A 24,156-nucleotide genomic window follows, 5' to 3' on the forward strand; every position below is an offset into this window, starting at 1 on the left:
ACTATCGCAAAAACGGCAACTCAGCGCACCCGGTGGAGGGAGCGAGTGACGTCGGCCACGCGAGCAGCGCAAGCGCGGGGAGAGCCGGGCGGAGTCACGGCGCGGGTACGCCGACCGCACGAGGCGTCCTCGCAGCGGAGTCCCGCCACTCGACGGGGGACATCCCGTAGACGTCCCGGAAGACCCGGCTGAAGTGGGCGGGGCTGGTGAAACCCCACTGGCGGGCCACCGCGGCGATGGTCCGGCCCGCCGCCTCCCGGCGGGCGAGGACACGTCGGCACTCCTGGAGCCGGCGGCGCTGGATCCACCGGCTGACCGTGACGTCCTCGGTCTGGAACAGCTTGTGCAGGTAGCGAACGGAGATCTGGTGGGCTCGGGCTATGGCTTCCGGCGTCAGGTCCGGATCGGCGAGGTGCCGGTCGATGAACACCTGGATCCGCGCCAGCATCTCCCGGGCCGCGCTCGGCGCGTCACCCGCCTGCTGATGAAGTCGCTCTTCGATCAGGACGGTGAGAAGGTCGACGACGTGGCGGGCCAGCGCCACGCCGGTGGCCGACGGGTATGTCGCCGCGCTGTCGACGAGCTGCGCCAGAAAGGGCCCCAGCAGCGAGCCCGCCGTCGTGTCGGCGTGGATGGGCGTCGCGGTGAGCCGTCGCAGGTCGGACTCCTCCAGGCCCAGCAGCCGCCGTGGCACGACAAGGGATTTCGTCTCGAACGGATGCGGGAATTCGATCCGTAGCGGCCGTGCCGTGTCGCAGAGGACGATGTCCCCGGGGCGCAGGTGCGCCTCGCGGCCGTCCTGCAGGACTACGGCGACACCCCTGACCACGAGCGTGACGACCAGGCGCTCCTCCTGGTCCGGGGCGGTCGGCTGCGGAGTCCGCCGCGCCGACATGGGCTCGCCGTCCACCGCGGCGACCCGGAGATGGCCCAGCCGGGATGTGCGGATGGTCCCCGCGCAGACCTCGTCGGAGACGGCGACGGCAACTGGGGCGAACGTCCGGGAGAGCGCGGCGCGCCAGTACGCCAGTCTCTGGTGGGTGGGCACCGAATCGGTGGTGTAGACGGTGTCGGAGACCTGCCACCTGGGATTCGGGGTCGATGGATCCGTCGACATGATCTCCGCCCTTCAGCCGGTGTGCTCTATGGACACCCTGCCGACGGGCGTCGATCGGCACATCGCGTGAATCCGCTAGATCGGGGCACGGAGCAAAGGTGCGGAAGATCGGGTCCGGATTCCGGACGGTGCAGGATTTCGTTCCCTGGCCCCTTCGCGGGACAGCCCGCCCACGGGGGCTGCGACGCGAGCGGGGCGGTCGCTTCCTCGAGGAATCCCCGGCCGACCGGCGCCGGCACGCCCTCCCCCGGGCAGCGGCAGCGCGGACGGCCGGTGACGCTCCCTTTCGTGCTGCCGCCGGAAAAGGACGGTCAACATACTGATGCCTCTGAGCAGGCTGCTTGTGAGGGTGACGGTGAGGGCGTGAGGCCGCCGACGCGGCACGTCATGCACATGAAAGAGGCAGCATGCCGCCGTCGAGCCGGCCCGGAAGCGGCGACCCAGCAGGGCGGTGAATTCCGATCGGCGATCCCGAGAACGTCCACGGCATCTCCCGGTTGCCGGGAACGGGAGATGGGAAATTCCTTCACCTCGGTCTGCAGGTCCGCGGATCCGAATGGGAGGCATTACGTGGTCGGTCCTGGAATCCCCGATCACCGATGCCGCTTGATCCCGGCCCGGCTTGCGGGGCGACCCGTCACTCACTTCCCGCCATGAGTTCGGCCACGACGCGGTCCAGGTCGATGTGGAGCCCCTCCGTGCCCGGTGGCACGACCCTGTCGGTGTGCGCCAGGAACGCGGTGACCGCCGAGGCCGCGAGGTCCAGCGCGGCGGCTCCAGCGGTGGACCTGACGACTATGCGCACCGAGTGCCGGTGACCCTCGTGCCGGGGTATGACCAGGACGTCTCCGACACCCGCCGGGCGGCTCAGTCCCTCCGACAGGAGGTCGCGGGCGAACACCCAGTCGACCGTGCCGGTGGACGCCCCTCCGAGGGCGAGGCACACGGCGTAGGGGTCCGTCGGGTCGTAGCGCAGCTCGGCGGGCAGCGGCACCGGCGGTTCCTGTGCTACGACGACGTGCACCACGACCTCGTGAGTGACCGGGGTGCCATCGGCGGCACCATAAAACGGCTCAGTCATGTCTTACCCCGATCAGCAGCTCTCTTTTTTGGGGGGCAGCGTCTACGCAAATGACCCTAAAGCCGTCAATGGAAGTCTCTTGTCGAGCAACGTACGGAGTTTTGTCCGTGAGGGCCCAGAGAGGACTTCCCCGGATCGATGAACCTCAGCAGGGGCGCCTACTGCGGTCTACGGCTGTCGCGCCACTCACTGGGAGACATCCCGTAGGCGGCCCGGAACACCCGGCTGAAATGGGCGGCACTGGTGAAACCCCACCGCTGGGCCACCGCGACGATGGTCAGATGTGCGGACTCCCGGCGCACCAGGTCCTGTCGGCACGCCTCCAGGCGGCGGCTCTGGACGAAGCGGCTGACCGTGGTGTCCTCGCCCTCGAAGACCTTGTGCAGGTAGCGCACGGAGATGTGGTGGGCGCGGGCGATGGCCTCCGGAGTCAGGTCCGGATCGGCAAGGTTCCGGCCGATGAATTCCCGGATCCGCAAACGCAGCGTCGCCTCGCCGCCGGGCGCCTCCTCGGAGTTCCTGCCGAGTCTTTCGTCGGCCAGGACCGTGAGCAGGTCCAGGACGTTTCGGGCGAGCAGCTCGCCCGTGTGCGGTCGGTACGATCCCGCGGTGTCCACCAGCCGGGACACCAGTACGGACAGCAGTCCGCCGAGTGCCGTGCCGGAGCGGAGGGGAGACGCCGTGATCTGCCGCAGGTCCGACTCCGTCAGGCCCAGGATCTGGCGCGGCACCACGAGCGACTTGGTCTGGAAGCGCTCGGGAAGGATCAGCCGGACCGGGCGCGCCATGTCGTAGATGAAGACCTCCCCGGCGCGCAGGGCCACATCGCGGGTGTCCTGCTCCAGTCGGGCGCCACCTTTGGTCAGCTGCTTCACGACCACGTACTCGTCCTCGTCATCCCGGGCGATGAGCCGCCGTGTCCGCCGGGCCTCCAGCGGATCGCCGTCCACCGTGGTGACCTGGAGCCGGCCCAGGGGCGCCGTGCGGATCGTGCCCGAGTGCACCTCGTCGGGGACCGACATGTCCACAGCGCCGAAGGTACGGGACAGGGCCTCACGCCAGTACGTCCGTCTTTGCGGGGTGGGCACCGTAGCCGTGGTGAGCACATGGCCGGCGAAGCCGACTTCGCCGACTTGCGGCGCGCCTGCCGTCATGGTTCAGACCTTTCAAGCATCAAAAACCAACTTTGTCTCGAGGCTGCGATCGCCCCACCGCTCACGGCATCGGCACAATGACTGCGGACTGACTGTGGTCGAGGGGCTGGGCGTACACGGGGTCCTCCCCGCCCGGCCCCCGCCCCCTTGCCCCACATAGAATGTTTTCGCTGATCAGACGTGCTGCTGGGGGTTACCGGGTGTCGGACCACGAACTGTTCGGCAGGACCACCGAACTGGCGGCTCTGGGTGCCTTCGTCGACGGCCTGCCCGAGGAGGGCGGGGCGCTCGTGGTGCGCGGCGCTCCCGGCATCGGTAAGTCCGCGCTCCTGTCATGGGCCGCGCACCGGGCGGAGCGCTCGGGTGTCACCGTGCTCAGCGCGTCCGGGGTGGAGGCCGAGACGCATCTGCCCTTCGCCGGGCTGTACGAGCTGACGCGGACGATGCTCGACCGGGTTCCGGGTCTGCCTCCCGTACAGGCGGAGGCGCTGCTGGGTGCCTTCGGACTGACCGAGGCGCCCCCCACGGGGCATGCCCCACAGCTCTTCATGATCGCCCTGGCTACGCTCGACCTGCTCGGCGAGGCGGCCGCCCAAGCACCCGTGCTGCTGGTCGTCGACGACGCGCAGTGGCTCGACCCGCCGACCCTGGACGTTCTCGCGTTCATCGCCCGCCGCCTCGGCCGTGAGCCCTTGGGGATGCTCCTGGCCGTCCGCGACGGGCACCCGACATGCCTGGACACCCTCGCACTGCGCGAGTTCCGGCTCCACCCCCTCACCACGATCGATGCCGCAGCGCTCCTGGACACCGTGGAGCCGCGGCTGGAACCCCCGCTCCGGCACCGGGTGCTCGACGCGGCCGCGGGCAACCCTCTGGCCCTCATCGAACTGCCTGCCGCGCTGCGCGAGCACGAAGCCTCGGCCGAGGCCCTGACCTCCTCGGCCATTCCCCTCACCTCAAGGCTGGAACGCGCCTTCGCCTCCCGACTGCTCGACCTGCCGTCAGACACGCGGAACGTGCTGCTCATCGCGGCCTCCGACGACGACGGCGCGCTGGGTGAGGTCCTCGCGGCCGCTTCGGTACTGGCGGGCTCCGACGTATCGCCGGAATCCTTGTCTCCCGCGGCGGAGATCGGCCTGGTCACGGCGGACGAATACCGGATCCGCTTCTGCCACCCGCTCGTGCGGTCGGCGGTGCTTCAGGCCGCCTCGCTCGCCGAACGCCTCGCCGCGCACGGCGCACTGGCCGCGGTCCTGGACGGCCAGTCCGACCGCCGGACCTGGCACAGGGCCGCCGCCACGGGCCGACGGGACGAATCCGTCGCCGTGGAACTGGACCGGACGGCTGCCAGAGCGGAGGCACGGGGCGCTCCGGCCGTCGCCCTGGCGGCCCTCGAGCGGTCCATCGCGCTCGGCGAGAACGCGTCGCGCATGGGAAAGCGCCTGGTCAGGGCGGCGGAGCTGGCCCTCGAACTCGGCAGGACGAATCAGGCCGCGGCCCTTGTGCAGTCGGCGGTCCCGCTTGCGGCCGAGGTCCCGGAGCGGGCACGCACGGTACTGGTGGGCGAGGGCCTCGACGTCGGTGTGTCGACCAGCGTCCCGCGTCTGCGCCTGCTCATCACCACGGCGGAGGAGGCGGCCGCCGGTGATCCCGAACTCGCGCTCCGGCTTCTGCGGGCCGCCGCTCGACGGTGCTGGTGGTTCGACCCGGGGGTTGCTCTGCGCGAGCGTGTGGTGGCCGCAGCCGAGCGGCTGCCCGTGCCGGAGCTGCACCCCGATCTCCTGTACGTCCTGGCCTTCGCGACCCCACTGGAGCGTGGCGCGACGGTGATCCAGCGGTTCGAGCGGCTGGAGAGCGAGGGCGGCTACGACGCCCCGGCCGCCGCCACGCTCGGTACGGCGGCCACGGCCATGGGCGGATACGACCACGCGGTGGGCTTCCTCCGGCACGCGGCGGCCGGTCTGCGGGCCCAGGGGCGGCTGGGGCTCCTGGCACAGACCCTGGTGTCGCTGTCGTTCGCCTCGGCGCACATCGTGGACCGGGAGTCGGGCCTGCCGAGCGTGGCCGAGGCCATCCGGCTCGCGGAGGAGACCGCCCAGGCCCGCTGGCTCACCGGTGCACTCATCGCGAAAGCGCACTTCTCGGCCGTGCTCGGTGACCTGGAGACGGCGCAGAGCGCCATCGAGCAGGCCGAACGCCAGACACTCGCCCAGGCGAACCCGTCGAACCTCGCCTTCATCCAGATCGCGCGAGGGCTGATCGGGCTCGCGGCCGGCCGTCATGCGGAGGCGTTCGCCTGTGTGTGGCGGGTCTTCGACCCCGCGGACCCCGCGCACCATCCATATCTCCAGACCGTCGCCATCCCGGTGCTCGCCGAGGCCGCCGTGAGCGACGAGGACAGGGCCGCCGGGCGTGGCGTCCTCGGCCGGCTCGACGCGGCGGCTGCGGCCACCACGGCGCGGATGATCCGGGCGAACCTCGGGTTCGCGCACGCCCTCCTGGCCGACGACGAGGACGCCGAGGAATCGTTCCGGTCGGCGCTCGCTCTGGACCATTCCGGTGATCCCTTCACGCGGGCCCGCCTCCTGCTCGCCCACGGCGTATGGCTGCGTCGCAGGCGCCGGGTCATGGAGTCCCGGGCACCGCTGCGGATCGCCAGGGAGTGCTTCGCCTCGCTGGGGACCCAACCGTGGTACGAGCGGGCCTGCCAGGAACTCCGTTCCGCCGGCGAGGCGGGTGTGCCCAACAAGGGGAGTGCCCAGAGCGGTCCCGCCGACTGGGATCTGCTGACGCCGCAGGAACTGCAGATCGCGCAGTTGGCCGCGACGGGGCTCTCCAACCGGGAGATAGGCCGGCAGCTCTACCTCTCCCACCGCACCGTCGCGGCACACCTGTACCGGATCTATCCGAAGCTGGGGATCACCTCCCGTGGCCAGTTGCGGGAGAAGCTCCAGCCGGACGGATGAGCACGGGACGTCGACGGCCGCGGACCGCGTCCCGGGTCGGCCTCAGTCGAAGCGCAGGTCGGAGAGCTGCCGTTCGAGCGCGGTGACGTCGTCCTCGGGTGTCTTCCCGGCGGGGCGGGCGGCCATCAGGGCGGCCAGCTCGCCGGCCGCCCGCCGTATCCGCGCGGGCAGGCCCTCGGTGTACTCGTCACCGCCGGACCCCCAGTCCTCGGACGCCGCGTACACCGCGGTGGGGACGACGGTCGCGCGCAGGTAGGCGAAGAGCGGGCGCAGGGCGTGCTCCAGGACCAGGGAGTGGCGGGCCGTGCCTCCCGTCGCCCCGATCAGGACCGGCTTCCCGGTGAGGGCGTCCGGGTCGATCAGGTCGAAGAAGGACTTGAACAGCCCGCTGTAGGAGGCGGTGAACACGGGGCTCACGGCGATCAGGCCGTGGGCGCCCGCCACCGCGTCGATGGCGGTGGCCAGTTGGGGCGGCGGGAAGCCGGTGACGAGGTTGTTGGCGACGGCGACCGCCAGTTCCCGCAACTCGATCACCTCCGTCTCCACCTCGTGGCCCTGGGCGGCGAGTTCACCGCGGGCCGACTCGGCGAGACGGTCGGCGAGCAGGCGTGTGGACGACGGGGTGCTCAGCCCCGCGGACACGGCGACGAGTTTCATGCGGCGGACACCTCCTGGACGGAACGCAGGGACGCGTGGGTGGGGGCGTCCGGCACGTCGGCCGGGCGGCCGATCGCGAACTCCTTGCGCAGCACGGGCACCACCTCTTCACCGAGGATGTCGAGCTGCTCCAGCACGGTCTTCAGGGGCAGTCCCGCGTGGTCCATCAGGAACAGCTGCCGCTGGTAGTCGCCGACTGTCTCACGGAAGGACAGCGTGCGTTCGATGACCTGCTGGGGTGAGCCCACCGTCAGCGGGGTCTGCTCGGTGAAGTCCTCGAGGGACGGGCCGTGCCCGTACACCGGCGCGTTGTCGAAGTACGGCCGGAACTCCCGTACGGCGTCCTGCGAGTTCTTCCGCATGAACACCTGCCCGCCGAGACCGACGATGGCCTCCTCGGGCCGGCCGTGCCCGTAGTGGGCATACCGCCGCCGGTAGAGCTGGACCATCCGCCTGGTGTGGTCGGCGGGCCAGAAGATGTTGTTGTGGAAGAAGCCGTCGCCGTAGAAGGCGGCCTGCTCGGCGATCTCCGGGGAGCGGATCGAGCCGTGCCAGACGAACGGCGGTACGTCGTCCAGCGGCCGGGGCGTGGACGTGAAGCCCTGCAACGGCGTGCGGAACTTGCCCTCCCAGTTCACCACGTCCTCGCGCCACAGCCGGCGCAGCAGGGCGTAGTTCTCCTTGGCGAGGTTGATGCCCTCCCGGATGTCCTGCCCGAACCACGGATACACCGGGCCGGTGTTGCCGCGCCCCATCATCAGGTCGACCCGGCCGTCGGCCAGGTGCTGGAGCATCGCGTAGTCCTCGGCGATCTTCACCGGGTCGTTGGTGGTGATCAGCGTCGTGGCGGTCGACAGGATCAGCTTCTCGGTGCGGGCGGCTATGTAGCCGAGCATCGTCGTCGGGGACGACGGCACGAACGGCGGGTTGTGGTGCTCGCCCGTCGCGAAGACGTCCAGGCCGACCTCCTCCGCCTTCAGCGCGATGGCGACGATCGCCTTGATGCGTTCGTGCTCCGAGGGAGTACGGCCGTTGGTCGGATCAGGGGTCACGTCCCCCACCGAGAAAATTCCGAACTGCATGGGGGCCTCTTCGTTCCGGCAACTGTGTGGGTTCCAGAAATGTAGGCACCGGCCGGACGGCCGTGCTGCCTGTGCGTGCAGGGGGGCTTGCCCGTCAGCGCCCTCTCCGGCCCGGCGTGGCGGGCCGCGCTCCGTCCGACCCCGAGTGTGCGGTGTCGGACACCGGCCGCAGACATGCGGGAGCCGGGCCGCCTTCGTCACGGCGGCCCGGCTGCCGTCGGGTCACTTCGCCAGGAAGGCGAGGAGGGCCTGGTTGACCTCCTCGGCGTGCGTCCACAGCAGGCCGTGCGGGGCGCCCTCGATCTCGACGTAGTCGGCGGACGGGAGCGCCTTGTGGAACGGGCGCGCGGTCCCCTCGACGGGCAGGATGCGGTCGCCCGTGCCGTGCAGGATCAGGGCCGGCACATCGATGGCCGGGATGTCGGCCCGGAAGTCGGTGTACCAGGTCGAGGGCGCGGCGGCCGCGGCGAAGAAGCCGCCGCCCGCGGCGACGTTCCAGCTGTTGCGGACGGCCTCCTCGCTGATCCTGGTGCCGAGGTTCTCGTCGAGGTTGTAGAAGTCCTTGTAGAAGGCCGTGTAGTACGCGTAGCGGTCCGCCTTGACGGCCGCGACGACGCCGTCGAAGAACTCCTTCGGGGCGACACCGTCCGGGTTGTCGTCGGTCTTGAGCAGGCAGGGCTCCAGCGACGCCAGGAAGGCGACCTTGGCGACCCGGGCGGAACCGTAGGCGGACACGTACCGGGCGACCTCACCGGTGCCCATCGAGAACCCGACGAGGACGGCGTCCCGCACGTCCAGGGTCTCCAGCACGGTGTTCAGGTCGGCGGCGAAGGTGTCGTAGTCGTAACCGGTCGTCGGCTGGCTGGACTGCCCGAAACCACGGCGGTCGTAGGTGATCACGCGGTAGCCGGCGTCGAGCAGCGCGGCACTCTGCCGCTCCCAGGAGTGGCCGTCCAGCGGGAATCCGTGGATGAGGACGACCGGCTGTCCGGATCCGTGGTCCTCGTAGTAGAGGTCGATGGTGGTGGAGTTCTCCTGGCCCACGGTGATGTACGGCATGCGTTGCTCCTCGTTTCGGGATGACCGGGTGCATGTCTCGAGGCACTCACGCTAGGGCGGACGCCCCGCCGCGGGTTGCCGCCGAGTGCACGACTTCTTGCCCAGGGGCGCAGAGCCACGGACGAAGAACCGGGCATCCGCGTCCCAGACCCCCGCGAACACCGAACGGCCCGCTGAACTCCGGCACCGGACTCGTCTCACTCACCGTGGGCGGCGATGACGCGGGCTCCTCGGACGTCATCACCACCTGTGTGTCCGGCTCGGACTCCGACTGCGTCAACCGCGTCGACCAGGCCGAGAGCCACGCCCGGAACGCGCTGCCCGCCCGCCTGGACGCCACCTATGACGCGATCCGCGCCAAGGCGCCCAACGCCGAGGTGGTCGTGCTGCGTTACCCGCACGTGTACACCCTCGACGTCTTCTACGCCGGCTTCAGCGACACCGATCAAGCACCCCAAGATCGACGAGGCCGCGGACGTCCTGGACAGCGTCTTCGCCGACCGGGCCGCCGCCCACGGCTTCGTCTTCGGGGATGTGCGCACCATCTTCAAGGGCCATGAGCTGTGCTCCGGCGACGACTGGCTGCACCCTCTCAACGCCGACAGCTGGTCGCGGGCGAGCCGCCGACGCGTCCGACGCCGGCCGTTCGAGGCCGGACCAGTGGCGCACCTCACAACACTTCAGCGGTTGCGCAACTCTAAGGTTCAGACATGGATCTTCATGTCGCGACGAAGTGGGAGACGGCGGTGCTCGCCGGAGGGCCGGCCGACGGCCTGCGCATGCAGGTGGCCGGCCGGCCCTCGGTGCTGCAGGTGACGTACCCGTGCCGGGTCGAGTCCGCGGCGGACGGCGTACGCGTGGACGCGCTGTACGTCTACCGGCGCCAGCTGGGCGTGAACAGCGAGCCGCTGGCCTACGGCTACGACAGCGCCAGCCCCTGACGGGCGCGCCCTCAGCCGGCGGCGGCCGGCGGCCGCTCCGTGGCCGTCTCGGCGGAGGTCCGGACGGCCGTCGGCTCCACCGGAGTGGCCGCGGAGGCGACGGGCGCGGACGTGTTCTCGTCCTTCATCGCCTTCGCCTCGCTCTTCAGGATGCGCATCGACTTGCCCAGCGCCCGAGCGGTGTCGGGGAGCTTCTTCGAGCCGAACAGCACGATGACGACGATCGCCACGATCAGCAGGTGCCAGGGTTCCAGTCCGTTACGGAGCATGACGCGCCCGCCCTTCCTCGCGTCGGCCGAGGACGCCTCTCGCCGCTCGCCCGTGCCATGTTGGTTGCTACGTTGCGCAACTGTACAACCCGTAGGCGGCGGCGAAACCGAGCCGAAGACGAATCGCGCGGAAACCGACAGAACCCGACCGGCGGTCAGCGCCGCGCGCCGGACCGTCGTTCGTAGCGCGCTTTGACCGCCCACAGGGCGAGCGCGTACAGGGCGAGGACGGCGGCGAGCATGAGGTAGTACGCCAACGGCAGCGCGGTCAGGCCGAGCAAGGAGCCCAGCGGGGACAGCGGCAGCAGGAACCCCACGGCGGCCAGAGCGGCCGCGGCCCGTCCGAGCGGGCCCGGCGTGCGTCCCTCCGCGACACGCCGGCCGGACCTCAGCAGCAGCATCACCAGGCCCTGGGTGAGCAGGTTCTCCGTGAACCACGCCGAGTGGAACACCGCGTCGTCGTCGAGCGCGTCCGGCCCGTGCAGCGCGAACGCCAGGACGCCGAAGGTGGCGAGGTCGGCGACCGCGTTGAGCAGTCCGAAGCCGGTGATGAAGCGAAGGAAGTCACGCGGCCTCAGCACGGTGGGCCGGGCGAGGGCCGAAGCCGCGGGGCGGTCGTAGGCGAAGGCGAGCTGGGCCGCGTCGAAGCACAGGTTCTGGGCGAGGACCTGGGCCGGGAGCATCGGCAGGAAGGGCAGCAGCAGACCCGCGGCGAGCATCGCGACGACGTTGCCGAGGTTCGAGGAGAGCGTGACGCGCAGATACGAGGCGATGTTGCCGCTGGCGTGACGGCCGGCGGCGACGGCGTGGTCGATCGCGGTGAGGTCCTTGTAGGCGAGGACGACGTCCGCGCTCTCGCGGGCCACGTCGACGGCGTCGCGCGGGGCGACGCCCACGTCGGCGGCGTGCAGCGCGGGCACGTCGTTGACGCCGTCGCCGAGGAACCCCACCGTGTGCCCGGCCGCGCGCAGGTCGGTGACGATCCGGGCCTTGTCCTCGGGGGTGCAGCGGGCGACGACGGTCGCGGCGGCGTCGTCCGGGGCGCCCGCGGTCCGCACCCGGCCGGGGTGGAGGCCGAGGTCACGGCAGACGCGGACCGCGGTGCCGGGGTGGTCGCCGGTGAGGATCCGCACGCTGACGCCGCAGGCGGCGAGGTCCTTGAGGGCGCGGGCGGCGGTCGGGGCGAGGGCGTCCCGGAAGGTGACGAAGCCGCGGAAGGCCAGGTCGCGTTCGTCGGCGGCGGTGTAGGGACGGGTGCGAGCGGGACGTTCGGCGGTGGCGACCGCGAGCACCCTGAGGCCGTCGCCGGCCTCGCGCGCGGCCCGCGCCAGCAGGCGCTCACGCTCGGCGGGCTCCAGCGCACAGCGCTCCAGTACGTCCTCGGCGGCGCCCTTGACGACGAGGACGTGCATGCCGAGGCCGCCGCGGACCACAGCGGTGGCGCGGCGGCGGACCGGGTCGAACGGCAGCGCGGCCACGCCCTCGCAGTCCTCCCAGGCGCCGTCGGCCGCGTCCAGGATCGCCTCGTCCAGGGCGTCGGGGGCGGGCAGGTCGGCGAGCTGAAGGGTCCACCAGGCGCTGACGGCCGCCCAGTGCAGCACCTCGGGCGCGTCCTTGCCGTCCCCGTCCAGGGCGCGTTCGACCACCGGCCGGTCCTGGGTGAGGGTGCCGGTCTTGTCCAGGCACAGCACGTCGACGGCGCCGAGGTCGTGCAGAGCCGGCAGGCGCTTGACGATCACGCCGTGGCTGCGGGCGAGCAGGGAGGCACCGCGGGCCAGGCAGGTGGTGACGATGACCGGCAGCATCTCGGGGGTGAGGCCGACGGCGACCGCGACGGCGAAGGGCAGCGTCTGCAGGCCACGGCCGCGCAGCGCCGCGCTCGCCATGAGGACCAGCGGCGGGGTGAGCAGCATGAACCGGATCAGCACCCAGGAGATGCCGTGCACGGACCGGTCGAAGGCGCTCACCCCGCGCGCGGCGGGCGTGCCGTGGGCCCGCGCGAACCGGGTCCGGGCGCCCGTGTGGAGGACGAGCGCGGTGCCGCTGCCGGAGGCCACGCTGCTGCCCTGGAAGCAGAGGTGGGGCTGGGCGAAGGGCCCGCCGCCGAAGGCGCCGGGGACGTCCGGCGCGCTCTTGGCGACCGGCGCCGACTCGCCGGTGAGCGGCCCCTGGTGCACGGTCAGACCGCCGGCGCGCAGCAGCCGTACGTCGGCGGGGACGAGGTCGCCGGGCGCCAGCCGGATCACGTCGCCCGGCACCAGTTCGGCGGCCGGTATCTCGCGCTCGCGCGGCGGACGGTCCGCCTCCGGTCGGCGCACCACGGTCGCGGTGGTGGCGACCAGATCGCGCAGCGCGGCCATGGAGCGGTCGGCCCGGTGCTCGCCGGTGGCGCGCAGCACGCAGCTGACCACGACGAGGGAGAGGATCACACAGGCGGTGCCCCAGGCGGTGACGGTCGCCGAGACCAGACCGAGGCAGAGCAGCACACTGGTGAACGGGTCGCGCAGCCCGCGGGCGAAGCGCCGGGCCCAGGAGGCCGTACGGGCCTCGGGGAGCACGTTCTCCCCGGCCTCACCGAGCCGGGCCTCCGCCTCCGCCTCGGTGAGCCCGCGCAGACTGCTCTCCAGGCGGCGCAGCTCCTGAAGGGACGTGGGGCCGCCCGCACCTGGGTCCGGGCCGGGCTGGGGTGCCGGCGCCGAGGCGGTCTCAGAGGCCACGGAGCCGGGGTGCCGGGACGTCGGCCGGGGCGGCACGGTCGGTCAGCCGGCCGACCAGGAGGCGCACCACGGTCACGACGTCCGCGTCGTCGACGAAGTACACCTGGCGGCGGCCCTCACGGCGCGAGCCGACGAGTCCGGCGAGCTTGAGCTTCGTCAGGTGCTGACTCACGGCGGGCAGAGCGCCGCCGACCCGCTCGGCGAGCCCGGTGACATCGCTCTCGCCCTGCGCGAGCGCCCACACGATGTGCAGCCGCGCGGACGAGGCCAACAGCCCGAAGGCGGCCGCCGCCTGGGACAGCACCTCGGCGGACGGATCCTCGAAACCACCGCCGACTGCCGTCACCGTGGGCCTCCTGTTCACACCGGGGTCGTCTCGTCCTTGCAAGGGGTCAGTCTAGGCGGGCTCGTCGGGCCCCGGTCGCAGAGCCGGACGCCGGGGGGTGCTGTCCCTACCGCTCCGCGGGCGACCAGCCCTGGCGGCGCAGGACCGCCGAGACGTCAGGGGCGCGGTAGTGGTCGCCCTTGAGGACCTTGCCGTCGGCCCGGCGCGACACCGTGCCGTCCGGGCCGATCTTCGTCATGTTGGCGCGGTGGATCTCGGCGATGACGGCGTCGAGGTCGATGCCGTGCACCAGGGCCGTCCCGTACGCCACGTACACGAGGTCGGCCAGCTCGTGCGCCAGCCGGTCGAGCGGGCCGGTGACGGACACCTCGGCGACCTCCGCCGCCTCCTCGGCGAGCAGCTCACCGCGGTGCGCGGCCAGCTCCGCGGAGACCTCCGTCGGCTCGGAGCGCACGTCGAGACCGAAGGCGAGGTGGAACTCACGGACGAGGGAGGCGGGGGAAGGACGCATCCGCCGACCCTACCGTTCGCCGGCACCCGTCCTGCGCCCTCCCCTCGTCGGTCCCGGCCTGGTCACAGGGGCCGCGGCCTGGCAGGATCGCGCGCATGCTTCAGGCACTCCCCCGTATCGGCAGACGCCGCGCGCTGCTGGGCTCGGCGGCCGTGTGCGCGGTCCTCGGGCTGCTGCTGTGGTGGCTGCTGCCGATCGGCGAGGAGTCCCCGAACGGCACGGTCACCTTCAGTACCGGCACCCCGAGCGGCGTCTACGAGAAGTACGGCACCCTGCTGCGGCAGACGATCGCGCGGGACATGCCGCGGTTGGACGTACGGCTGCAGAACAGCGACGGGTCGCAGGAGAACGTGCGCCGGGTGGCCACCGGGCAGGTGGACTTCACGATCGCGGCGGCCGACGCGGTGGAGGCGTACCGGCTTCAGAACGGGCCCGGCGCCGGCCGGCTGCGCGGCTGCGCAAGGCTGTACGACGACTATGTGCACCTGGTGGTGCCGCGGTCGTCCGCCGTTCGGTCGGTGGCGGACCTGAAGGGCCGCACGGTCGCCGTCGGGCCGGGCGGCTCCGGGGTGCGGCTGATCGCGGAGCATGTGCTGAAGGCGGCCGGGCTGGACCCCGAGAGGGACATCACGCCGCTGTCCGACGGCATCGGGACGATGCCCGGGCTGCTGAGGCGGCACCGGATCGACGCGTTCTTCTGGTCGGGCGGGCTGCCCACGAGCGCGATAACGGATCTGTCGCAGCATTTCCCGGTCCGGCTGGTGCCGATCGGCGGCGACCTGGTGGCGAAGCTGCACGCGCAGGGCGGCGCGTCCCGCTACTACCGGGCCGCTGTGATGCCGGCCGACGCCTATCCGGAGGCGCAGCAGGGCGTCTCCGTGCAGACCGTGGCCGTCGCCAACCTCCTGGTGACACGTCAGGACATGAACGCCGACCTGACCGACGAGCTGACCCGCGTGGTCATCGACAGCCGCGACCGGATCGGCGCACAGGTGCACGCGGCACAGTTGGTGGACCTGCGCACCGCGATCTACACGGACCCGCTGGAACTGCACGAAGGCGCGCGGCGGTACTACCGGTCGGTGAAGCCGTAGTTCGGGGCGCCGGCAGCCAAGAGTCTCGCCCCTGGGTCGGCTCGCCGTCGTGGGGCTTGGCCCCAGAGCCACGTTCGGCTTGAACGGCCTCGTACTCGAGTGCGGAACGGCCTCGTGCTCAAACGCAGAAAGGCCTCGTACTCGAACGCCGGACCGGGCAGGCCGGCAGTGCCGCCCCGGCCGCGAAATCCCTCAAGCCCCGGCGCGCCGCGCCCCCGTCGCCGTCCGCGGAAGCGACACCGTCACCCTGAGGCCGTGCGGCTCGTGATGCGCGTACGAGATCGAGCCCCCGCCCGCCGCCAGCAGCGTCTGGGTGATCGACAGGCCGAGGCCCGAGCCCTTGATGTTCTGGTGGGCGGCGCTGCGCCAGAAGCGGTCCCCGACGCGTGCGAGTTCCTCGTCGCTGAGGCCGGGGCCGCCGTCGGTGACCACCACCGTGGCGGTGTCGCCGGCGGCCGCGACCTCCACTCCCACGCTCTGGCCCGCGGGCGTGAACTTCACCGCGTTGTCGATGACGGCGTCCAGCGCACTGGACAGGGTCACGGGATCCGCCCAGGCCGTGGTGGCCGGGCAGGTGCCGGTCAGGCGTACGCCCTTGGCCTCGGCGGCGGGCCCCCAGGACGCGACCCGCTCGGCGGTCAGCGCGCCGATGTCGGTGAGCCGCAGGTCCGCCTCGGCGTGTTCGGCGAGCGCCAGGTCGAGCAGATCGTCCAGGACCTGCGCGAGGCGCTTGCCCTCGGTGCGCACCGAGGCGATCTCCTCGTTGCCCTCCGGCAGTTCCAGCGCGAGCAGTTCGATGCGCAGCAGCAGCGCGGCCAGCGGATTGCGCAACTGGTGGGAGGCGTCGGCGACGAAGGCGCGCTGCTGCTCGAGGACCTGCTCGACGTTGTCCGCCATCTCGTTGAACGACCGGGCGAGCCGCCTCAGCTCCGGCGGTCCGCCCGCCGCCGCGACCCGGGACTTCAGGCGTCCGGTCGCTATGTCGTGGGTCGTCGCGTCCAGGACCCGCACCGGCCTGAGGACCCATCCGGTCAGCCGCAGCGCCGCGCCCACGGCGAGCAGCATCGCGGCGACCTCCCCGGCGCCGATGAACAGCCAGCCGTGCAGGATCCTCGACCGCATCTGCCCGGTGGGCGAGTCGGTGACGACCACCGCGACGACGTCACCGTCGCGGATGACGGGCGAGGCGACCACGAGCCGGCTGCGCTGCCAGGGCCAGACCTGCTCGGGATCGTGGCTGCGCCGCCCGAGCAGGGCCTCGTTGAAGGCGTCGCGGCCCTCGCCCTTCTCGGGCAGGAACCAGTCCCCGGGCGCGTTGGCCATGGGTGTGTCGTCGCGGTAGAAGACGCCGGCCCGGATGCCGTACACGCTGTAGTACATGCGCAGTTCGCCGGCCAGGGTCTCGCCGCGCTCGTCCGTGGCGTCGGTCCGGGAGCCGGTGGGCCGGTCGGTGACGAACTGTGCGAGGGCGGCGAAGCGCGCCGTGTCGTCGATGCGGTCGACGACGACCCGCTGCTGCTGTGCTGCCGCGAGGCTCACCGCGAGCGGCACACCGAGCGCGAGCAGCACGGCCGCCATCAGGACGATGAGCAGCGGAAGGAGACGTGTGCGCACCCGTACCCGCTACGCGGCCGGGGCGACGAGCCGGTACCCGACGCCGCGCACGGTCTCGATCAGCGCGGGCATGCGCAGCTTGGAGCGCAGGGAGGCGACGTGCACCTCCAGGGTGCGCCCGGTCCCCTCCCAACTGGTCTGCCACACCTCGCTGATGATCTGTTCACGCCGGAACACCACACCGGGGCGCTGGGCCAGCAGGGCCAGCAGGTCGAACTCCTTGCGGGTCAGCTGGACGACGGAGCCGTCCACGCTGACGCGGCGGGTGGGGAACTCGATGTGCACGGGGCCGAGGCGCAGCGCGGTCTCGGTGGCGCCGGTGTCGTCCAGGTGCGGGGTGCGGCGGCTGACCGCGTGGATGCGCGCGAGCAGTTCCCCGGTGTCGTACGGCTTGACCACGTAGTCGTCGGCGCCGAGGTTCAGGCCGTGGATCCGGGACCGCACGTCCGAGCGTGCGGTCACCATGATCACCGGGGTTCCGGTGCGCTTGCGGATCTTGGCGCAGACCTCGTAGCCGTCCTGGTCGGGCAGGCCCAGGTCGAGCAGGACCACGCCGAAGCCGGCGCCCTCGGGGACCAGCGCCTGGAGTGCCTCCTCGCCGCTGCGGGCGTGCGTGACCTCGAAGCCGTGCCGGGCCAGGACCGCGGACAGGGCGGCCGCGACGTGGTTGTCGTCCTCGACGAGAAGCAGTCTCATGCCGGCCCCCTCCGGTTTCTCGGCCCTACGGTCTGTTCGGCCATACGGTCTCCGTGCGCTCTCGGCGTGCGCAAGGGCGTCGCCCCCGCGCCGCACCGGAAAGTCGTCACCCACCCGAACACGTGGGCACGCGCGCGTGCACCAAGGAAGTCACGCCGATGAACGAGGACGCCGTCAAGAGGCTTCGGGTCGCGGGCGGCTTCCGTTACCCAGCCGGTACGCGGTCCGCCGGATTCGCTACGACTCGTGTCCGATCGCTATCGGATTGTGATGCTCAGATCTCCCTCAGATGTAATGACGCTGGTCGTGCGGTCTCACTACTGTCCTGCGAAACCGAGCGAGGACGGAGCCAGTGAGCACATGACCGAAGTATCGGTGGCCGAGGACTCGGTGGCCGCGACCGACGAACTGGTCGTCCTGAGGAGCGTCAACAAGCACTTCGGCGCGTTGCACGTGCTCCAGGACATCGACCTGACCATCGCGCGTGGTGAAGTCGTCGTCGTCATCGGCCCCTCCGGGTCCGGCAAGTCCACCCTGTGCCGCACCATCAACCGCCTGGAGACCATCGACGAGGGCGAGATCCTGATCGACGGCAGGCCGCTGCCCCAGGAGGGCAAGGAGCTGGCCCGGCTGCGCGCCGACGTCGGCATGGTCTTCCAGTCCTTCAACCTCTTCGCGCACAAGACGGTGCTCGAGAACGTGATGCTGGGCCAGATCAAGGTCCGCCGAACCGACAAGCAGAAGGCCGAGGAGAAGGCGCGCGCGCTGCTGGACCGGGTGGGCGTCGGCACCCAGGCGGACAAGTACCCCGCTCAGCTCTCCGGCGGCCAGCAGCAGCGTGTCGCCATCGCCCGCGCGCTGGCCATGGACCCCAAGGTCATCCTCTTCGACGAGCCGACCTCGGCCCTGGACCCCGAGATGATCAACGAGGTCCTGGAGGTCATGCAGCAGCTCGCCCGGGACGGCATGACCATGGTGGTGGTCACCCATGAGATGGGCTTCGCCCGTTCGGCCGCCAATCGGGTGGTCTTCATGGCGGACGGGCGCATCGTGGAAGAGGCCACACCGGAGCAGTTCTTCAGCGCCCCGCGCAGCGACCGCGCGAAGGACTTCCTGTCGAAGATCCTCCACCACTGAGGCCGCGCGCCGGGCACCGTCCGTCCGCGTCCTTAAGTCCGCTCGCCCCGAGCGTCCCACCGCCGACACCGCGCACGGCCCGCCTCCCGGGCGCCGGTCCCCGGTCCGCATTCTCTTCACCACGCAAAGGATGTTCACCATGAAGCTCCGCAAGGTCACCGCGGCCACGGCCGTCGCCCTCGCCCTCGCCACCGCCGCCACCGCCTGCGGGTCGGACAAGAAGAGCGACGGGGGCTCGTCCTCCGGCGGCGGCAAGACGATCAAGGTCGGCATCAAGTTCGACCAGCCGGGCATCGGCCAGAAGACGCCGCAGGGCTACTCCGGCTTCGACGTGGACGTCGCCACGTACGTCGCCAAGCAGCTCGGCTACAACGCCGACCAGATCGAGTGGCACGAGTCGAAGAGCGCCGACCGCGAGACCATGCTGCAGCGCGGCGACGTCGACTTCATCGTCGCCTCGTACTCGATCACCCCGAAGCGTCAGGCGAAGGTCGACTTCGCCGGCCCGTACCTGCTCGCCCACCAGGACGTGCTGCTCCGCGCCGACGACAACTCGATCAAGTCGCCCTCGGACCTGAACTCCAAGAAGCTGTGCTCGGTGACGGGCTCGACCTCGGCGCAGAACGTCCACGACAAGCTCGCCCCGAAGGCCAACCTGCTGCAGTACCCGACGTACTCGGCCTGCCTGACGGGTCTGCAGAACGGCGCCGTCGACGCGCTGACCACCGATGACTCGATCCTCGCCGGTTACGCCTCGCAGGCCGCCTTCAAGGGCAAGTTCAAGCTCGGCGGCTTCAAGATGACCAACGAGAACTACGGCATCGGGGTCAAGAAGGGCAGCGATCTCAAGGCGAAGATCAACAGCGCCCTGGAGAAGATGGTCTCGGACGGTTCGTGGGACACGGCCGTGAAGAAGAACTTCGGCCCCGCGAACTACAAGAACGAGCCCGCGCCGAAGATCGGCAACATCGTCCAGTAAGCAGGGCTCCACGGGTGCGCCGTTTACGGGGGAGCGGCGCACCCGGGCCTGTCCGACACGCGGAAGCGCGGGACCTCATGTTCGACTTTCTTGATCACTACGACGTGCTGGGAGCGTTCTGGACGACGGTGCAGCTCGCCGTCCTGTCCGCGATCGGCTCCCTGATCTGGGGCACCGTGCTGGCCGCCATGCGGGTCGGTCCGGTCCCGGTGATGCGCGGTTTCGGCACCGCCTACGTGAACATCGTGCGGAACATCCCGCTGACGGTGATCATCCTGTTCACCTCGCTCGGTCTCAACCAGACCTTGCAGGTACAGCTCGGCGCGACCGACTTCAAGGTCGTCAACTTCCGGCTCGCCGTGCTCGGTCTGATCCTCTACACCGCGGCGTTCGTGTGCGAGGCGCTGAGGGCCGGCATCAACACCGTGCCCGTCGGGCAGGCGGAGGCGGCCCGTGCGCTGGGGCTGAGCTTCGGTCAGGTGCTCAGGCTGGTGGTGCTGCCGCAGGCCTTCCGCTCCGTCGTCGGCCCGCTGACGAACGTCCTGATCGCGCTCACGAAGAACACCACGGTGGCGGCCGCGATCGGCGTCACCGAGGCGGCCCTGCTGATGAAGGAGATGATCGAGAACGAGGCCCAGCTCCTGCTGATCTCCGCGGTGATCGCCTTCGGGTTCGTGTGTCTGACGCTGCCGACCGGCCTGATCCTCGGCTGGGTGGGCAAGAAGGTGGCGGTGAAGCGATGACGTCCGTCCTCTACGACGCCCAGGGCCCCCGGGCCAAACGGCGCAACGTCGTCTACACGGTGGTGTTCCTGCTCGCCGTGGCCGGGCTCGGCTGGTGGGTGTTCACCAGTCTCGACGACAAGGGCCAGCTCGACTGGGAGAAGTGGAAGCCCTTCTTCGGCGGTACGGAGGCCTGGTCGACCTACATCTGGCCCGGGGTGCAGAACACGCTGAAGGCCGCCGCCCTCGCGATGCTCATCTCCCTGCCACTGGGCGCGGTCCTGGGCATCGCACGGCTCTCGGACCACGCCTGGGTGCGGATCCCGGTCGCGGTCGTGGTGGAGTTCTTCCGGGCCATCCCGGTCCTCGTCCTGATGATCTTCGGCCTCGCACTCTTCTCCCAGTACACAAACGTCAGTTCGGACGACCGCCCGCTGTACGCGGTGGTCACCGGCCTCGTCCTCTACAACGCCTCCGTCCTCGCGGAGATCGTCCGGGCGGGCATCCTGGCCCTGCCGAAGGGCCAGGGAGAGGCGGCTCTGGCGATCGGTCTGCGCAAGAACCAGGTGATGCGGTTCATCCTGCTGCCGCAGGCGGTCACCGCGATGCTGCCGGCGATCGTCAGCCAGCTCGTGGTGATCGTGAAGGACACCGCGCTGGGCGGCGCGGTCCTCACCTTCCCCGAACTGCTGGCCTCGGTCTCGCCGATGAGCTCCTACTACGGCGCCAACACCATCGCCAGCTTCACGATCGTGGCCGTCATCTACATCGCCATCAACTTCGCCCTGACGACCTTCGCCGGCTGGCTGGAGAAGCGGCTGCGGCGCGGCAAGAAGTCGACCGGCGCGGTGCTGCCCCCGGCGGCGGTCGGGGCGGCCGAGTCGACGGGCGCGGCCGCCTGACGGCTCCTCAATCCCATACGACCCGGAGGGCAGTGGCGTCACGCCACTGCCCTCGTCGCTTGACGGGCGCTGCGGCAATGGGTTGCATACGGTGTGTGATCGTGCACCCCGCTCCACCTGCCTGTTCCCCAACGTTCCCCCACACACCACGCAGGGCGGGGGGCGCCACACCGTGGACCCGGTGATCATCGTGGGAGCGGGGCCCGTCGGGCTCTCGCTCGCGCTGGCTCTGGCGCGGCAGGAGGTGCCGTCCGTGGTCCTCGACGAGGGCCCGGGCAAGGACGAACAACGGGCCGCGCGCACGGTCGTGCTGCGCGAGGACACGGCCGCCCTGATGGAGCGCCTGGCCGGCGTGCCGCTCACCGGGCCGGGGCTGCGCCTCACCGGGTGGCGGTCGATGCGGCGCAAGCAGCTGACCCGGAAGGTCGTCTTCGAGCCGGACGGCACGGTGCTGGAGCGCGGCGGCGGATACGGCCCCACGCCCGAGGGGGCCGCCGAGGGCCGCAAGGGCACGGTGGAGGAACCCGGAGGGCCGGCACCGCTGCACATCGCCCAGCATGTGCTGACCGGAGCCCTGCGCACCGCCGTCGCCGGGCAGCCACTGGTCAAGGTCGCCGTCGAGAGCCGCCTCGACGCCCTCGAACAGGAACCCTCCGGCGTCACCGCGCACACCCGGGGCCCCCGGAACACCTGGTGGCGCGGCAGCCACCTGGTCGGCTGCGACGGGCCGCGCTCGACGGTACGCAAGCTCCTCGACATCCGCTTCCCCGGCAGGACGGCGGTGGAACGGCACGCCGTGGCCGCCCTGCGCGCCGAACTTCCCTGGCCCGGCGAGGCGTTGCTGCACCGCATGCCGCCGTGGCGGACGTCCGGCCCCTCTGGCGGCGAGGTCACGGCGCGCCCCCTGCCCGACGGGGTGTGGCGGCTGGACTGGCTGCTGCCGCCGGGCAAGGACCTGGTCACGCCCGAACTGCTGGTGACCCGCATCCGGGAGACCCTCGCCGGATGGAACGGGGGCACCACGCCCGCCTACGACCTGCTGGACACCGGCGTCCACACCGTCCACCACCGGCTCGCCCGCCGCTGGCGCGCCGGCCGGGTCTTCCTCGCCGGGGACGCCGCGCACCTGCTCGGCGCACTCGGCACACAGGGCCTCGAGGAGAGCCTGCGGGACGTCGACAACCTCGCCTGGAAGCTGGCGCTGGTCTGGCACCACGGGCCGCACGAAGCCCTGCTCGACAGCTACCAGGCGGAGCGCCGCGCCGTGGTCGCGGCCCGGCTGCGCGCCGCCGACCAGGCGCTGCCGCTGCTGCGCGGCGGCGGGGGTCTGCGGTCCTACGTACCGGGGGCCGCCCGCGGCCATGACGCGCTGCTCACGGACGGCCACCTGGGGAGGGGCGCGCTGGGCACGCCGGGGACGTACGCCGCCTCACCGCTCGCGGCAGCGGACGGCGAGTCGACGGCGTTCGTGGGCACGGAGCCCGGAGCGCAGGTGGTGGACGTGCGGGTGACCGCGGAGGACGGGGCGTCCGTACGGCTGCGCGACCGGCTCGGCCGCGGATCCCTGCTGGTGGTGCTGGTGGCGCCGGGCACCGACGTATGGGACCGCAAGCACTGGGTGTCGGCCGGGATCATGCCCCGGCTCGCCGCGGCGGTGACGGCCCTGCCGCATCCCGCGGAACTACTGGTCGCCGAGAGCTACCCGGGTGCCGCCGCCCACACCGTCCTGCTGATCCGGCCGGACGGCCATCTGGTGACGGCGCTCGCCGGGGTGCGCCCCGCGGACCTGTACGCGGCGGCCGAGGCGGCACTGGGCGGCCCGGCGAAGACACAGGAGACGGCGAACGCACGCTAGTGGCCGCGGAGGGGAACTCCGTTGCCCGCACTCACGGTCACCATGAGGTCCACATGGTGACCGTGAGTTGACCGGTCGACACCGCCATGGTCTACTCCGGACCATGAGCGACACGTATGCGCGCCTGTGGCGGAGGGTCCATATGGACCTCGTCCGCTATGCGGGCTGCGTGTGTCGCCCGTCCTGTTGATCTCGCTTCCCTCACCGCGCGCAGTGCCCCTGCCGCCGCGCGCCCCGGCGAACCCTCAGGACGGTACCCCTTGTCTGTCTCCCCTTCCGTGCCCCTGTCCGCGAACTCCGCCCGGACCGGGGCCCCCACCCAGGCCGAACTTTTCGACTTCGCGCGCCGCACGGCCGCCGACACCGAGCTGATCGCCTCACTCCCACTGGACCCCGAGGGCCGTACCTGGGTACGGCTCGAGGGCCCCGGCGGCAGCGAGGCCTGGCTGATCGGCTGGCCGCCGGGCACGGGCACCGGCTGGCACGACCACGCCGAGTCGGTCGGCGCCTTCGTCACCGCTTCGGGCGAGCTCAAGGAGAACTCTCTCGTGGTCCGGCTGCCGTCCGACGGCTGGAAGACCCTGGAACTCACCGACGGCGTCGACCGGGAGCGGCGACTGCCGGCCGGTGAGGGCCGCTCCTTCGGCCGGCACCATGTGCACGAGGTGCTCAACGAGTCCACCGAGCGACACGCCGTCTCGGTGCACGCCTACTACCCACCCCTGCCGCAGATCCGCCGTTACAGTCGCACGGGGCAGGTGCTGCGTCTGGAGCAGGTCGAACGCCCGGAGGACTGGCGATGAGTTCCGCACCCGAACACCCCGTGGGAATCGACGAGTTGCTGGAGCGGGTCCGCGAGGATCTGGACCGGGTGGAGCCCGCGGAGGCCCACGATGCCGCACGGGCCGGCGAGGCCCTGCTCGTGGACATCCGCTATGCGGCTCTGCGGGACCGTGACGGACTCATCCCCGGTGCGCTGGTCGTCGAACGGAACGAACTGGAGTGGCGCCTGGACCCGCAGGGCAGCCACCGCCTCCCCGAGGCCACCGGACACGACCTGCGCGTCGTGGTCATCTGCAACGAGGGCTACGCCTCCAGCCTGGCCGCCGCGTCCCTGCGCCAACTGGGCCTGCACCGCGCCACCGACCTGGTGGGCGGCTTCCAGGCGTGGAGAGCGGCGGGGCTGCCGGTGGCGCCGTAGGGGCTTTTGCCGGGGTTGGACGTTGAGGCTCTGGGCTGGTTGGGCTTGGGCTTCGG

24 protein-coding genes are annotated in these 24,156 nt (G+C 71.3%); 12 read left to right on the forward strand and 12 right to left on the reverse strand.

All coding sequences use genetic code 11. The annotated features are described in order from the left end of the window. Nucleotides 1–94: 94 nt before the first annotated feature. The 3 genes from C3488_RS25570 to C3488_RS25580 form a co-directional block, all read right to left on the reverse strand. On the reverse strand, nucleotides 95–1,117 hold the full coding sequence (locus C3488_RS25570; RefSeq protein WP_103843214.1) for a helix-turn-helix domain-containing protein: 1,023 nt from the start codon (nucleotides 1,115–1,117) through the stop codon (nucleotides 95–97). 637 nt (nucleotides 1,118–1,754) lie between these two features. Next, a complete protein-coding gene (locus C3488_RS25575; protein ID WP_103843216.1) occupies nucleotides 1,755–2,198 on the reverse strand; it encodes an SsgA family sporulation/cell division regulator in 444 nt (147 codons plus the stop codon). Nucleotides 2,199–2,356: 158 nt separating this feature from the next. Then, entirely contained in the window at nucleotides 2,357–3,352 is a 996-nt protein-coding gene (locus C3488_RS25580) for a helix-turn-helix domain-containing protein (RefSeq protein WP_103843218.1), read from the reverse strand. 200 nt (nucleotides 3,353–3,552) lie between these two features. Between C3488_RS25580 and C3488_RS25585 the strand changes: the two genes are divergently transcribed. Then, the gene (locus C3488_RS25585) at nucleotides 3,553–6,318 is read left to right on the forward strand and encodes an AAA family ATPase (RefSeq protein WP_181139191.1); all 2,766 of its coding nucleotides are present in this window, start codon (nucleotides 3,553–3,555) and stop codon (nucleotides 6,316–6,318) included. Between the two features lie 42 nt (nucleotides 6,319–6,360). Here C3488_RS25585 and C3488_RS25590 read toward each other — a convergent pair whose 3' ends face one another. The 3 genes from C3488_RS25590 to C3488_RS25600 form a co-directional block, all read right to left on the reverse strand. Next, nucleotides 6,361–6,975, reverse strand: a complete 615-nt coding sequence (locus C3488_RS25590; protein WP_103843221.1) for an FMN reductase — start codon at nucleotides 6,973–6,975, stop codon at nucleotides 6,361–6,363. After that, nucleotides 6,972–8,057 (reverse strand): LLM class flavin-dependent oxidoreductase, encoded by a 1,086-nt coding sequence (locus C3488_RS25595; RefSeq protein WP_103843222.1) that lies wholly within the window; start codon nucleotides 8,055–8,057, stop codon nucleotides 6,972–6,974. The genes C3488_RS25590 and C3488_RS25595 overlap by 4 nt, the downstream gene beginning before the upstream one ends. Before the next feature lie 222 nt (nucleotides 8,058–8,279). Further along, on the reverse strand, nucleotides 8,280–9,116 hold the full coding sequence (locus C3488_RS25600; protein ID WP_103843224.1) for an alpha/beta fold hydrolase: 837 nt from the start codon (nucleotides 9,114–9,116) through the stop codon (nucleotides 8,280–8,282). Between the two features lie 206 nt (nucleotides 9,117–9,322). Between C3488_RS25600 and C3488_RS25605 the strand changes: the two genes are divergently transcribed. Both C3488_RS25605 and C3488_RS25610 read left to right on the forward strand, forming a co-directional pair. Then, nucleotides 9,323–9,676 carry a hypothetical protein gene (locus tag C3488_RS25605; RefSeq protein WP_181139192.1) on the forward strand — a complete coding sequence of 118 codons (354 nt, stop codon included), beginning with the start codon at nucleotides 9,323–9,325 and terminating at the stop codon, nucleotides 9,674–9,676. 150 nt (nucleotides 9,677–9,826) lie between these two features. Further along, the gene (locus C3488_RS25610; RefSeq protein ID WP_103843226.1) at nucleotides 9,827–10,057 is read left to right on the forward strand and encodes a hypothetical protein; all 231 of its coding nucleotides are present in this window, start codon (nucleotides 9,827–9,829) and stop codon (nucleotides 10,055–10,057) included. Between the two features lie 11 nt (nucleotides 10,058–10,068). On the opposite strand, the gene tatA is transcribed toward C3488_RS25610, so the two are convergent. The 4 genes from tatA to C3488_RS25630 all read right to left on the reverse strand — a co-directional run bounded on the left by tatA (nucleotide 10,069) and on the right by C3488_RS25630 (nucleotide 13,900). Continuing rightward, complete coding sequence (tatA, locus tag C3488_RS25615) at nucleotides 10,069–10,326, reverse strand: Sec-independent protein translocase subunit TatA (RefSeq protein ID WP_103843228.1); 258 nt, start codon at nucleotides 10,324–10,326, stop codon at nucleotides 10,069–10,071. 155 nt (nucleotides 10,327–10,481) lie between these two features. Next, nucleotides 10,482–13,043: a magnesium-translocating P-type ATPase gene (gene mgtA / locus C3488_RS25620; RefSeq protein WP_308460690.1), complete on the reverse strand. Its 2,562-nt coding sequence runs from the start codon at nucleotides 13,041–13,043 to the stop codon at nucleotides 10,482–10,484. Then, nucleotides 13,033–13,389: a metalloregulator ArsR/SmtB family transcription factor gene (locus C3488_RS25625; protein ID WP_103843232.1), complete on the reverse strand. Its 357-nt coding sequence runs from the start codon at nucleotides 13,387–13,389 to the stop codon at nucleotides 13,033–13,035. Before C3488_RS25625 ends, mgtA begins: the two co-directional genes overlap by 11 nt. Nucleotides 13,390–13,495: 106 nt before the next feature. Then, on the reverse strand, nucleotides 13,496–13,900 hold the full coding sequence (locus tag C3488_RS25630; protein ID WP_103843234.1) for a MazG nucleotide pyrophosphohydrolase domain-containing protein: 405 nt from the start codon (nucleotides 13,898–13,900) through the stop codon (nucleotides 13,496–13,498). A 95-nt stretch (nucleotides 13,901–13,995) separates the two neighbouring features. Here C3488_RS25630 and C3488_RS25635 point away from each other — a divergent pair, with 95 nt between their 5' ends. Beyond that, nucleotides 13,996–14,994, forward strand: a complete 999-nt coding sequence (locus C3488_RS25635; RefSeq protein ID WP_103843236.1) for a TAXI family TRAP transporter solute-binding subunit — start codon at nucleotides 13,996–13,998, stop codon at nucleotides 14,992–14,994. Between the two features lie 192 nt (nucleotides 14,995–15,186). Here the strand turns inward: C3488_RS25635 and C3488_RS25640 are convergent, their stop codons facing one another. Then, complete coding sequence (locus C3488_RS25640; RefSeq protein WP_103843238.1) at nucleotides 15,187–16,608, reverse strand: HAMP domain-containing sensor histidine kinase; 1,422 nt, start codon at nucleotides 16,606–16,608, stop codon at nucleotides 15,187–15,189. Between the two features lie 9 nt (nucleotides 16,609–16,617). Further along, the gene (locus C3488_RS25645) at nucleotides 16,618–17,304 is read right to left on the reverse strand and encodes a response regulator transcription factor (protein ID WP_103843240.1); all 687 of its coding nucleotides are present in this window, start codon (nucleotides 17,302–17,304) and stop codon (nucleotides 16,618–16,620) included. A 360-nt stretch (nucleotides 17,305–17,664) separates the two neighbouring features. On the opposite strand from C3488_RS25645, the gene C3488_RS25650 reads away from it, so the two are divergent. From C3488_RS25650 to C3488_RS25680, 8 genes are all read left to right on the forward strand, one after another. After that, a complete protein-coding gene (locus C3488_RS25650) occupies nucleotides 17,665–18,441 on the forward strand; it encodes an amino acid ABC transporter ATP-binding protein (RefSeq protein ID WP_103843242.1) in 777 nt (258 codons plus the stop codon). A gap of 139 nt (nucleotides 18,442–18,580) precedes the next feature. Continuing rightward, nucleotides 18,581–19,420: a glutamate ABC transporter substrate-binding protein gene (locus C3488_RS25655; RefSeq protein WP_103843244.1), complete on the forward strand. Its 840-nt coding sequence runs from the start codon at nucleotides 18,581–18,583 to the stop codon at nucleotides 19,418–19,420. A gap of 77 nt (nucleotides 19,421–19,497) precedes the next feature. Then, nucleotides 19,498–20,163, forward strand: coding sequence for an amino acid ABC transporter permease (locus C3488_RS25660; protein WP_103843246.1), 666 nt, complete (start codon nucleotides 19,498–19,500; stop codon nucleotides 20,161–20,163). Then, on the forward strand, nucleotides 20,160–21,044 hold the full coding sequence (locus C3488_RS25665; RefSeq protein WP_103843248.1) for an amino acid ABC transporter permease: 885 nt from the start codon (nucleotides 20,160–20,162) through the stop codon (nucleotides 21,042–21,044). The genes C3488_RS25660 and C3488_RS25665 overlap by 4 nt, the downstream gene beginning before the upstream one ends. Before the next feature lie 172 nt (nucleotides 21,045–21,216). Beyond that, entirely contained in the window at nucleotides 21,217–22,899 is a 1,683-nt protein-coding gene (locus tag C3488_RS25670; RefSeq protein WP_103843250.1) for an FAD-dependent monooxygenase, read from the forward strand. 103 nt (nucleotides 22,900–23,002) lie between these two features. Next, nucleotides 23,003–23,089: a putative leader peptide gene (locus C3488_RS42710; RefSeq protein ID WP_374955458.1), complete on the forward strand. Its 87-nt coding sequence runs from the start codon at nucleotides 23,003–23,005 to the stop codon at nucleotides 23,087–23,089. Nucleotides 23,090–23,159: 70 nt separating this feature from the next. After that, nucleotides 23,160–23,702 (forward strand): cysteine dioxygenase, encoded by a 543-nt coding sequence (locus tag C3488_RS25675; RefSeq protein WP_181139193.1) that lies wholly within the window; start codon nucleotides 23,160–23,162, stop codon nucleotides 23,700–23,702. Further along, the gene (locus tag C3488_RS25680) at nucleotides 23,699–24,100 is read left to right on the forward strand and encodes a rhodanese-like domain-containing protein (protein WP_103843253.1); all 402 of its coding nucleotides are present in this window, start codon (nucleotides 23,699–23,701) and stop codon (nucleotides 24,098–24,100) included. The genes C3488_RS25675 and C3488_RS25680 overlap by 4 nt, the downstream gene beginning before the upstream one ends. Nucleotides 24,101–24,156 lie beyond the last annotated feature (56 nt).

The organism is Streptomyces sp. Ru72, from assembly GCF_002920635.1.
Classification (GTDB): domain Bacteria; phylum Actinomycetota; class Actinomycetes; order Streptomycetales; family Streptomycetaceae; genus Streptomyces.